Raw genomic sequence first — 11385 nt, forward strand, 5'->3', positions numbered from 1 at the left:
GCCAAGAGTCTCGCCGTGCGAGGCGTACGGCACATCCGTCGAGCGGGGCAGACCGCAGTTTTGGGGGGTGATTCGGTTTGCGCCGTCGGACGTACGCCGATGTGGGACGTCGGGGCGGGAAACGGCTTAGTCGCTCGGACTCAATAGCTCGTCGCGATCTGCTCTCGCAAAGCCCGGAGCGCGAGTCCCCGGTGGCTGATCGCGTCCTTTTCGTCATCCTCGAGCTCGGCCATCGTCCTGTCGTGCCCGTTCGGCACGAAGACCGGGTCGTACCCGAACCCACGCCGGCCCCGGCGGTCGAAGAGGAGTCGCCCCTCACACACGCCTTCCGCGGACATCTCGCGTCCGTCCGGCCAGGAGGCGACTGCGACGCACCGGTACCGGGCGGTTCGCTCCGCCTCGGGAACATCGGTGACGGCCTCGAGCAGCTTGTCGAGGTTCTCCTCCTCGGTGGCCTTCTCACCTGCGAACCGGGCCGACCGCACGCCCGGCGCGCCCCCGAGTGCGTCGACCTCGATCCCCGAATCGTCGGCGAGCGCAGGCACGCTGAACGATCGGGCGATCTCCCGCGCCTTCGCACGCGCGTTATCCAGATACGTCTCGTGCGGCTCGGCTACGTCTGGCCACGGCTCATGCGTCGTCTCCACGGTCTTCCACGAGACCGGCCAGTCCGCGCAGATCCGCGCGATCTCGCGGAGCTTGTGCGCATTCTTCGATGCGACGGCGATGCGTTCGGGAAAGGTCACTCCGAAATTCAGCCGACCATGTCGCGCTGGAACTTCGTGAGCTGCGAGATCCCCGACTCCGCGAGGTCGAGGAGCGCGTTCAGCTCTTCTCGCGAGAACGGTTCGCCCTCCGCGGTCCCCTGGACCTCGACGAGCGTGCCGGAGCCCGTCATCACGACGTTGCAGTCGACCTCGGCATGCGCGTCCTCTTCGTAGGTGAGGTCGAGAACCGGCGAGCCGCCGATGACTCCGACGCTTACGGCCGCGACGGAGTCGACCAGCACGCCGGCTTTCGCCACGCCTTCCTGCTCGAGGCGACGAACCGCGAGCGCGAGAGCGATGTAGCCGGCGGTGATCGATGCGCACCGAGTGCCCGCGTCCGCGACGAGCACGTCGCAGTCGACGACGATCGTGCGCTCTCCCAGCCGTCGAAGGTCCGTCACCGCCCGGAGTGAACGCCCGATGAGGCGCTGGATCTCCTGCGTCCGTCCGCTGGGCCTGCCCTTCGACACCTCGCGCGGCGTGCGCTCCTCCGTCGCCCGCGGCAGCATCGCGTACTCGCCGGTCACCCAGCCCTTGCCGGTTCCGCGCATCCACCGTGGCGACTCGTCGACCACGGTGGCCGCGACGAGCACCTTCGTCCGTCCCTGCGAGAACAGTACCGAGCCTTCCGCCCAGTCCTGGAACCCGAGCTCCACGCCGATGACGCGAAGCTCACCGGGTGCGCGGCCGTCGGCGCGCACGCTCGCCGCCACGCGTGTCACTCGGCGACCTCGAACGACGCACCCTCGGTGGCGAGGTCGATCGGCCCGCCGTACTCCTCGGCGGCCTGTCCCCGCGAGACCTCCTTGTCGAGCGTGGGCCAGATGTGGGTGAGCACGAGACGCCCGACCCCCGCCTCGCGAGCCTGGATCGCGGCCTGCCTCGACGACAAGTGGAACGGCAGGAGGTCGTCGCGGTCCTGCCACGTCGCCTCGGTGAGGAAGAGATTCGCGTCTCGCGCGATCTCCCCGACCCGATGCGTCGGGCCGGTGTCCCCGGTGTACGCGAAAACGGCGCCGTCCGCGCTCATCCGGAACCCGAGCGCGGGGATCCCCAGGTGCGCCATGGGTTCGGTCTTCACACGGAACGGACCGACCTCGAATGACTCCCCCGGCGCGACCTCGGTGAACGCGAAGGCGCGGCGCATCACGACCTGCGAATCGATCGACACCACGTCGGCCAGCTTCTGCGTGAAGTCCGTCGGCACGAACACGGGCAGATCGGGTGTGCCGATCTCACCGTAGTGCCGCGCGTAGAAACACGGATAGAGGTCGACGAAGTGGTCGGGATGTTCGTGGCTGATCACGATGCCGTGGATGTCGGCCAGGTCGATGTGGCGCTGGAGATTCGCCAGCGTTCCGGTGCCGGCGTCGACCCACAGGTTGAACCCGTCGTGCTGCACGAGATAGCCGCTCGTCGCGGAGCCGGGGTTGGGCCAGGTGCCACTCGCCCCGAGGACGATGAGCTTCACGTGACGACCTCGACGACGCCGATCGCCGTCGAACGCACGCCGCCCAGCTCCGGACCGAGAAAGTGGTGCGAGATGCGACGGAACATTTCGGGGTCGCCCGTCGTGAGGAACTCGTGCCGCGGCGCTCCGGCGCCCCGATGGAGCAGGTTGGACGAGACGAGCGCCGCGTAGACGTCCTTCGCGGTCTCCTCGGCCGACGAGACGAGCACCACGTCCTCCCCCATCACCAGCTGGATCAGCCCGGAAAGCATCGGGTAGTGCGTGCAGCCGAGGATCAGCGTGTCCACGCCGGCCTCGCGCAGCGGCTCAAGATACTCCCGAGCGCGGCCGAGCAACTCGTCGCTCGAGGTGTCTCCCCGCTCGACGTGATCGACGAACGCCGGACATGCCCGAGAGATCAGGTCGACGTCGGGGGCGAGCCCGTCCATCGCCCGTTCATACGCGCCGCTTCGAACGGTCGCCTCCGTGCCGATGAGGCCGACCCGGCGGTTCCGCGTCGTTCGCGCGGCGGCACGGGTTCCCGGCTCGATCACGCCAACGACGGGGACGCCGTGCGCGTGGGCCAGATCGGCGATCGCCGCGACCTCGATCGAGTTGCACGCGACGACGAGCATCTTGACGCCGCGCGCGACGAGGTGCTCGGCGATCTCCAGCGCGAAGCCGCGAATCTCCTCGACGGGACGGGGTCCGTACGGGAACCTTCCGTTGTCGCCGAGGTACAGGATCGGCTCGCGCGGCAACAGGTCGACGATCGCCCGAACCACGGTGAGTCCGCCGACGCCCGAGTCGAACACGCCGATCGGCGAAGGGTCGGTCTCGCCTCGGACGCTCGACCCGCTCACCACCACAGCGACTCCGCGACGCCCTTCTCGGCGCGCTCGAGCTCCGGCGCCCAGGCGTGGGTCGAGAGGTACTTCCACCCGCCGTCGGCGAGCAGGCACACCACCTCCCCCTGGTCGAGCTCGGCCGCGATGCGCTGCGCGACGTGGATGACTGCGCCGGACGAGATCCCGGCGAACACTCCTTCGTTCTCCGTGAGCTGGCGCGTCGCTCGGAGCGAGTCGGACGAGTTGACGAGGAACTTCCGGTCCAGCACCGACTCGTCGAAGATCGGTGGAACGAACCCGTCGTCGAGTGAGCGAAGGCCGTAGACGAGGTCACCGAGCTCGGGTTCGGCCGCGACGACCTTGACGCCGGCGTCGTGCCGCTGCAGCCGACGTCCCACGCCCGTCAGGGTTCCACCCGTACCGAGGCCCGCGACGAAGTGTGTGATCTCGGGAAGATCGCTGACGATCTCCTCGCCGGTCCCCTCCTCGTGCGCGCGCGGGTTCGCGGGATTCCCGTACTGGAACGGCATGAAGTAACGCTCATCCTTCGACAGGCGGCGCGCGACGTCGATCGACCCGTTCGTTCCCTTGTCGCCGGGCGAGAACACGATCTCGGCGCCGAACAGCTCAAGCAACCGGATGCGCTCCTCGCTCGCGTTGTCCGGGATGACCACCGTGAGTCGATATCCCTTCCGCCGCGCGACCATGGCGAGCGAGATGCCGGTGTTGCCCGACGTCGGCTCCAGGATCGTCCGTCCGCGCGTGAGCTGACCGGCTTCCTCGGCCGCCTCGACCATGGCCTTGGCGATCCTGTCCTTCGTGGAGCCCGTCGGGTTCTGTCCCTCGAGCTTGGCCCACAGACGGACCCGCGGGTTTGGTGACATGTTGGGGAGCCCGACGAGCGGCGTGTTGCCGATGGCGTCGAGCACGTCAGCGAAGCGCATCCCGAGCGATTATCCCAGCGGGAGCTGGCGCGACGCTGTCGTCTGCGCGTTCGTTACGTCGTCGTGTCGACGATCTGGGTCTGTCGGCTCGGCCGGTTGTTCGGGAAGGCGACGAGTAGACTCGGGTCCTCTCCGGGTTGCGCCGATCCAACGGACACCGTGACCGGTGACTTGGCTGTACAGGGCGCAGCGCCGAAGAATCCGCCGCAGGTCAGCGGGGAGGTCCGAAGCGCCGCGTCGGTGATGTTCAGTCTCGCTCCGTACGTTCCGGTGCTCGCGTCGATGGAGCCGACGGTCTCGCACGAGATGACCTCGGTGATTCCGGCGAACCCGCTGCACTGCGTGATCGCGTACGAGAGCTCGCCGATCGCATTCGACAGCCCGAGGTCACCGGCGTCGACAGCGACGGCTGTGAGCGTGGTGTTGTACGCGCTGTAATCGGCGAAGTACGTCGCATCGCACGTCTCGAAGGAGCTGGGTAGGAGGTACAGACACGTCGAGCCGGCCGAGCCGAAGCCGGCCACCTTCACCAGGAGCGCGTCGGCCTTCAGTTGCGGGTCGGCGAACGAACCGTCCGCGCCCACGTCGATCAGGACATCGGTCTCCACCGTGTCGGACGTGCTGTGGATCCCCGCGCTTTGCACGACGAACTCGACCGGCTCGCTCGGCGTGTCGTCCTGCGTCAAAAACTCGAGCCAGGTATTTCCGAGCAACGGGTCCTTGCCCATCGGAACGCCCTGCGCCGAGCCGTTGACCTGGCCACCGGTGAACGAGCGAGCGGCGATGGCCACGATGTCCTCTTCGAGCCCCGTCTTCTCGCGGTCGACCTCGCCGAGGAGGTAGACGTCGGCGAACGGAACGCCAGCAGCGTTTGAGCTCGACAGAGCGAGCTCGGCCGAGCCGCGCGTGAGGTCCAGCGTGCCCGGCCTCATCCTGTCGTTGGACGCGCCAAGTGGCGAGACATGCCACGGCACGCGCAGGGTGTCGGTGTCCTTGCCCTCCCGTTGCGTGATCGTGATCTGCCCGTCGACGTTCCCATGGAAGTAGTACCAACCGAACAGTTGCTCGGGCGGACCGATCACCGACGGGTCGAGCGTGAATCGCACGAAGAACGTCTTCGCCCGGCCCGGCGCCACACCGAACGCCATCGCATCGCGGAACGATGCACCCCTCTTCCTCACTTCAACCCGCGCGATCAACGGATCGAAGTCGACGTATCGAACGGCGCCCGCGACGCGATAGCGGTGACGGACGTTGTCGATGTTCTTCACGTGCACCGACCGCCTCACCACGGTCCGGCCGTTCATCGCGCGCAGCCCGAGGGACAAGCTCGGGGGTGTCGCGATGCTCACCGCCTCGGCGGACTCGTCCGCCCGAACGCGACCGGCACCGATCACGGTCGCCGAGGCGCGCGACCCGTCGAGGTTCGTCAGACGGGCGGTGGCCTGGTTCATCATCAATGCCTTGATCTCCTGCGCGCCGAGGTTCGGATGGATCTCGCGGAGGAGCGCTGCGACGCCGGCGACGTGCGGCGACGCCATCGAGCTCCCCCCGATGGTGAGGCTGCCCGTACCGCTTCCCGCGAGTGCCGACGTGATCGAGTCGCCTGGAGCCGCGATATCGGGCTTGAGCGCGCTCGTGTAACGCGTTGGTCCTTCCGAGGTGAACGAGCTGGCGCTGTCCTCGTAGCCCTGGATGACACGCGTTCGCGTCCCGATCCGCGTCCGCACGCGGACCTCGTTGTACGCGGCCGGAGCGTTCGGGCTGACGGCCGTCGCCACGACACTGCTGTCGTCGCCGGACAGATCGACCACCGGGATCGTCACCTGCGCCTCGTTCCCGCCGGTGCCGAGGACGCTCGGCACGCCTCCGAATCCGTCCCACAGAACGACGGCGATCGCGCCCGCGTCCTGCGCGTTGATGATCTTGTCCTCGACGAAGCAATCACCCTCGGGCTGAGGGCCCTTGAAGATCAGCGCGATCTTCTTCCTGAACGGATTGCCCCGTGGAACGTCGTCACACAGGATCCGGTCCTCCGGGACCGGTCGGCCCCTCGCGTCTGCGGGCGGGTCGAACTCGCGAGCGTCGACGATCGGTTGGGTGATGGGCGCGTCGTAGGGCACCGACCAGTCCTGGAACACGATGACCCCGCCGTCGGGAAGCCGGATCCGCGGCGTATCGACGACGGTGAGGCGCCGCGCGACGAACTCGTCGATCGTGGAGGCGACAGCGATCACCGTCGGCACGTTCCCGGGCGTCCCCGCGACGTAGGCGCCGCCCAGGTTCGGTTGGTTTCCGGCGTTCCCCGCGGCCGCGACCACGACGGTCCCCAGCGCGTCGACGGCGGCGAACGCCTCCGCGTCGACCTCGCTGACCGTGTAGTCCTCGCCGAGCGAAAGGTTGATGACGTCCGCCGCATCGCGGGTGTCGCCGTCGCCGTTCGGATCGACGGCGCGCTCGACTGCCGCAAGGACGACGTCGGCCGTCGCCGGCCCTTCATCGAACACCTTGAACGCCATCAGCTTGGCGCGCGGGGCGACGCCCCTGCCGATGCTTCCCTTCACACCGCGGCCGCAGCAGATGCCCGCGACATGAGACCCATGTTGGCCGGCCTCCGTGTCATTGCGGTCCAGCGGGTCGGGGTCGGGGGAGGGACGGTCGTTCGTGGGGTCGTCGTCGAAGGGGTCGTAGCCGCTGTCACCGACGAGGTCGTAGCCGGCGACCACCTTCGCGGTGGGGAACGAACCCGGTTCGACCACAGTGGGATCGTTCGCCTCGTAGTCGGCGCGGATGCCGGAGCCCCCGAAGTTCGCGTGCGTGTAATCGATGCCCGAATCGATGATCGCGACCGAGACGCCCTTGCCCCGCGCGCCGTGATCCCTCCACACCTCGCGAGCGCCGATGAACGGAACGCTCGATCGCAGGGCGGGAGACACCCGCGATGCGCGGACAACGCGTACGACGTCGGGCCGGGACGCCAGCCGCGATGCGTCCCCCGCCGTCAGCACGGCCGAGAACGCGTTCACGGAACGTGCGAAGCGATAGCGGACCTCGCCACCGAGCGCTTCTGTGGCCGTGACCGCCGAACGCTGCGAGCTCAGGATCCTGGCTACGGTCTCGCGTTCGATGGTCGGCCCGAGCGCGCGGCGGGCCGTCGCGATGCGCGCCGCGAGCGAGGGAGTGCGGAGCTGGACCAGGTACACGCCGCGTTCGCCCCTCCTGGCCACAGCGGGAACGAAACCCGTGGGGACCCCCCAGCCGACCCCGCGCAAGTCGCGGGGACCGACCTCGCCCAGCGCCGCCGGCGAGGACGCCGCGACGAGCAGCAAACCGGCCGCGAACGCCACGACGACGCGAACGCGCACCTCGCTGACCCCCCCTGTTTCGCATCGACCGTCTCGCGACCTGCCGAGGCGCGGAGGGACGACGAGTCGCGCGACGGAACCACGTCCAGCCGAATGCCGGGACGGGAGCGTTATCGACGAGCTCGAGGGGCGCCTTTACACGGCCTTCGAGGCCCGCGATCGGCGGATGCCGCGGGGTAGGGAGCGGTCAGCCCCCCGCGACCGCGGGGAGGATGGAGACGGTGTCGCCGTTCTGGACGTTCGTCTCCAGCGAGCCGAGGTACCGCACGTCCTCGTCGTTCACGTAGACGTTCACGAACCGGTGGAGCCCGCCTTCGGGCGTGACGACGTTCTTCGTGATTCCCGGGTATCGCGACTCGAGATCAGAGAGCAACTCGCGGACCGTCGAGCCCTCGGCGTCGACGAGGGGCTCTCCCCCCGCGTGCTTCCTGAGGATCGTCGGGAGCTTCACGCGGATCGGTTCGCTCACGACGCGCTCCCCACGGAGACACCGTGCTCGGCCTCGGGCGGGGCCTGCCCGGGCGTGAGGCCGCAGAACGCCTCGTAGTCGATGAGCTCGGTGATCGAGGGCTCCTTGCCGCAGACCGGGCAATCCGCGTCCCACCGCACCCTCACCGTCTGGAAGTCCATCTGCAGTGCGTCGAAGATCAGCAGCCGGCCGATCAGTGGATCGCCCTTGCCCGTGATCAGCTTCACAGCCTCGGTCGCCTGGATCGAACCGACGATCCCGGGCAACACGCCGAAAACGCCTCCCTCCGCGCAGCTCGGAACGGTCCCCGGAGGAGGCGGCTGCGGAAACAGACACCGGTAGCACGGTGCCACCTGTCCCGGCATGAAGACCGTGGCCTGCCCGTCCCACTGGTAGATCGACCCGTACACGAGCGGCTTACCGAGGAACTGCGTCGCGTCGTTCACGAGGTAGCGAACGGGGAAGTTGTCCGTCCCGTCGACGACGACGTCCCACGGCTCGAGGACCTCCATCGCATTCTGCGACGTGAGGATCATGTCGTACGGGACGACCTCGATCGTGGGGTTGATCGCGCGCAGACGGTCGACCGCGCTTTCGACCTTCGGACGTCCAACGTCCGCCGTCGAGTGGATGATCTGTCGCTGCAGGTTCGACTCGTCGACCTTGTCGAAGTCAACGATCCCAAGGGTCCCGACGCCGGCCGCCGCCAGGTACATCGCGACGGGCGAGCCGAGTCCCCCCGCCCCGATCACGAGGACCTTCGAGTCGAGGAGCTTTCGCTGACCGTCCCCGCCGATCCCCGGAAGGATGATGTGCCTCGCGTAGCGACGGACCTGGTCTTCGGTGAACGAGGTCATCCGATCGTCACGTCCTCCTCGGACACCGCTCCGCCGTCGAGGATCCTGAACGCTCGCAGCACCGGCGCGGCGCGATCCTCGAGCGACAGGATCAGGTAGTACGTGTCGGGGAACGACGGCTGGTCGCTGTCGGCCCACATGGCTCGCTTCCGGTCGGTCGGCGACGGATACGCCTCGGTATGTGTATGCGTGTGGAAGATCGCCAGTTGCTCAGAGCCCTCGTCCTCGATCTCGTTCCACACGCGGAGGCTCTCCTTCGGCTCGAACCGGTAGGTGAGGGGGCTTCCGTCGGCGTTCGTCATGGGGAAGAACCTCACGGGCCGCCCCTCCTTTCCGGCCAGCACCCCGCACGCCTCATTCGGGAGATTCGACAGTCCGTGCGCGACCATCTCGTCGAAGAACCCCTTGTCGATCTGGATCATTGCAGGTGCAACAACTGTAGCAGTGGGGTCGTATTCCACCGGGTGCTCAGGTCGTTCGCGCGAGCCGGCCCTCCACCTCGATCGTGCCGGGGCGACCGTCCACGATGACGCCGATGTCCGCCCATGGCAGGCGCCGGCCCGAGAGCTCGTCGCCGAGCCACTCGTGGTCCGCGGTGGCGATCAGCAGACCTCCTGACGTCTGCGCATCAGCGAGGACCATCTGCTCGGGCAGCGTCAACGCTCCCCACTGGACGTGCGGAGCGACATAGGCGTGATTGCGCTTCGTCCCGCCCGGCACGACATCACGTTGTGCGAGCTCGAGCACTCCGTCCAGAAACGGGACGGCGCTCGCATCGATCGTCGCGCCCACGCCCGACGCCTGAAGCATCCGCAGCATGTGACCGAGGAGCCCGAAGCCGGTTACGTCCGTGGCGGCGTCCGCTCCCGCGATGAGCATCGCGTCGGCCGCGTCCGCGTTCGTCGCCGCCATGAGCTCGACCGCGCGTGAGAGCAGTTCGGGGTCGGCGACCCCCCGTTTGAGCGCCGTGGTGGCGATGCCTACACCGAGCGGTTTCGTCAGCAGGAGGTGGGCTCCGGGTTGCGCGGTCGAGTTCCGAACGATGCGCTCGGCGTCGGTGCGGCCCAGCGCGACCATCCCGTACTTCGGTTCCGGATCGGTGATCGTGTGGCCCCCCAGTACCGCGGCTCCCGCGTTGCTCGCCACGTCGATCCCGCCCTGGAGGACCCGCGCGAGCATGTCGAGCGGCAGCTCGTCGACGGGCCACCCCACGATGTTCAGCGCGAGGAACGGTCGCCCGCCCATCGCGTACACGTCGGAGAGCGCGTTCGCGGCTGCGATGCGGCCCCAGTCATAGGGGTCGTCGACGATCGGGGTGAAGAAGTCGATGGTCGCGATCAGTGCCTCGTTGTCGCGGAGTCGAACGACCGCCGCGTCGTCGCCGGTATCCGACGCAACGAGGACGTCGTCGCCGAGCTCGGGCAGGTTCACGGCACCAAGGACGTTGCCGAGATCGGCCGGACCGAGCTTGCACCCGCACCCAGCGCCGTGACTGAAGCTCGTGAGGCGCCGTTCCTGTCGCCGTTCCTGAACAGCCATGCAGGGAGGATACGGCCGCCGAACGACTCGTCCTACGCTTTGCCCCGATGCGTACGGCCGTCGTCGGCCATACCGAGTGGATCGAGTTCGGCCACGTCGACCACGTGCCGAAGCCGGGCGACATCGTCCACGCCACCGGGGCATGGGAGGAGCCCGGCGGCGGCGGCGCGGTCGCGTCCGTGCAGCTCGCGCGGCTCGGCGGATCGTGCACCTTCTTCACCGCGCTCGGCAACGACGAACGCGCGGACTGGACCAGGCGAGAGCTCGGACGGCGCGACGTTCGGGTCGAGGTGGTTGTCCGGAACGAGTCGAGCCGGCGCGCCATTGTGTTCGTCGACCGCAACGGGGAACGGACGATCACCACGCTGGGCCGGCGTCTCGAACCGGTCAAGTCCGACCCGTTGCCATGGGACGAGATCGAGGAAACCGACACCGTCTACTTCACGGCGGGCGACGTGGCGGCCCTCCAGAACGCCCGGCGCGCGCGCGTCCTCGTGGCCACGAGCCGGGTCATGGATCTGCTCGCCAAAGCGGATGTGTATCTCGACGCGGTCGTCGGAAGCGGACGCGATCCCGGCGAACGGTTCGATCCCGATGCGCTCTCGACACCTCCCGGTCTCGTCGTTCGAACCGACAGCCGTCACGGGGGACGGTTCGAGACGGCCGACGGGCGAGACGGCCGGTACGACCAGGTACCGCCACCCGGACCGGTCGTGGACACGTACGGCGCCGGCGACAGCTTCGCGGCCGGGCTGACCTACGCGCTCGGCGCCGGTCTCGCGGTCGAAGAGGCGCTCGCGCTCGCGGCGAAGTGCGGCGCGTGGTGCGTCGCCGGACAGGGCCCGTACGGAAACCAGCTCGGTGCGGAGGACCTCTAGGGCAGTCGCCGCCTCCTGGAGGCGGAGGACCTCTAGGCAGTCGTCGCCACCTGGCGGCGGAGGACCTCTAGGCCGCCGTTGACACCTCGAGTCGGTGGTGCTCGCGCACGCCGGCCGCGGCCGCGAGCGTCGCCGGCCCAAGCGGCCCGTCGTCGCCCCGGAGCTCCTCGCGGATCGCCGCGAGCTCTCGTCGCGTGAAGTCACATCTCGGCGGGACCGGTTCGATCTCGTACAGGCGCGCGCCGTTCAGGCCGAGGATCTTCGCCTT

General features: G+C 68.5%; 11 protein-coding genes and 1 pseudogene. 1 reads left to right on the plus strand and 11 read right to left on the minus strand.

What is annotated here, in order from left to right; all coding sequences use genetic code 11:
• Positions 1-140: 140 nt before the first annotated feature.
• The 10 genes and pseudogenes from rdgB to selD form a co-directional block, all read right to left on the minus strand.
• Positions 141-746 (minus strand): RdgB/HAM1 family non-canonical purine NTP pyrophosphatase, encoded by a 606-nt coding sequence (gene rdgB, locus VFA08_08460; GenBank protein HYZ13620.1) that lies wholly within the window; start codon positions 744-746, stop codon positions 141-143.
• Between the two features lie 8 nt (positions 747-754).
• Entirely contained in the window at positions 755-1489 is a 735-nt protein-coding gene (gene rph / locus VFA08_08465; GenBank protein ID HYZ13621.1) for a ribonuclease PH, read from the minus strand.
• Positions 1486-2238, minus strand: coding sequence for an MBL fold metallo-hydrolase (locus tag VFA08_08470; protein ID HYZ13622.1), 753 nt, complete (start codon positions 2236-2238; stop codon positions 1486-1488). The genes rph and VFA08_08470 overlap by 4 nt, the downstream gene beginning before the upstream one ends.
• Positions 2235-3080, minus strand: coding sequence for a glutamate racemase (murI, locus tag VFA08_08475; protein ID HYZ13623.1), 846 nt, complete (start codon positions 3078-3080; stop codon positions 2235-2237). Before murI ends, VFA08_08470 begins: the two co-directional genes overlap by 4 nt.
• Complete coding sequence (locus VFA08_08480; GenBank protein ID HYZ13624.1) at positions 3077-4009, minus strand: cysteine synthase family protein; 933 nt, start codon at positions 4007-4009, stop codon at positions 3077-3079. Before VFA08_08480 ends, murI begins: the two co-directional genes overlap by 4 nt.
• A 53-nt stretch (positions 4010-4062) precedes the next feature.
• Positions 4063-7374, minus strand: a complete 3312-nt coding sequence (locus tag VFA08_08485) for a S8 family serine peptidase (GenBank protein HYZ13625.1) — start codon at positions 7372-7374, stop codon at positions 4063-4065.
• A 187-nt stretch (positions 7375-7561) separates the two neighbouring features.
• On the minus strand, positions 7562-7843 hold the full coding sequence (locus VFA08_08490; GenBank protein ID HYZ13626.1) for a MoaD family protein: 282 nt from the start codon (positions 7841-7843) through the stop codon (positions 7562-7564).
• A 35-nt stretch (positions 7844-7878) separates the two neighbouring features.
• Positions 7879-8700 (minus strand): annotated as a pseudogene (moeB, locus tag VFA08_08495) (molybdopterin-synthase adenylyltransferase MoeB).
• Entirely contained in the window at positions 8697-9161 is a 465-nt protein-coding gene (locus VFA08_08500; protein ID HYZ13627.1) for a M67 family metallopeptidase, read from the minus strand. Before VFA08_08500 ends, moeB begins: the two are co-directional and overlap by 4 nt.
• 7 nt (positions 9162-9168) lie before the next feature.
• The gene (gene selD / locus VFA08_08505) at positions 9169-10239 is read right to left on the minus strand and encodes a selenide, water dikinase SelD (protein ID HYZ13628.1); all 1071 of its coding nucleotides are present in this window, start codon (positions 10237-10239) and stop codon (positions 9169-9171) included.
• Between the two features lie 47 nt (positions 10240-10286).
• Between selD and VFA08_08510 the strand changes: the two genes are divergently transcribed.
• On the plus strand, positions 10287-11117 hold the full coding sequence (locus VFA08_08510; protein ID HYZ13629.1) for a PfkB family carbohydrate kinase: 831 nt from the start codon (positions 10287-10289) through the stop codon (positions 11115-11117).
• A gap of 67 nt (positions 11118-11184) precedes the next feature.
• On the opposite strand, the gene VFA08_08515 is transcribed toward VFA08_08510, so the two are convergent.
• Positions 11185-11385, minus strand: a 201-nt coding sequence (locus tag VFA08_08515) for a hypothetical protein (protein ID HYZ13630.1), incomplete at its 5' end; no start/stop codon positions are given.

Source organism: Actinomycetota bacterium (assembly GCA_035640355.1).
Lineage (GTDB): Bacteria > Actinomycetota > UBA4738 > UBA4738 > HRBIN12 > CALGFI01.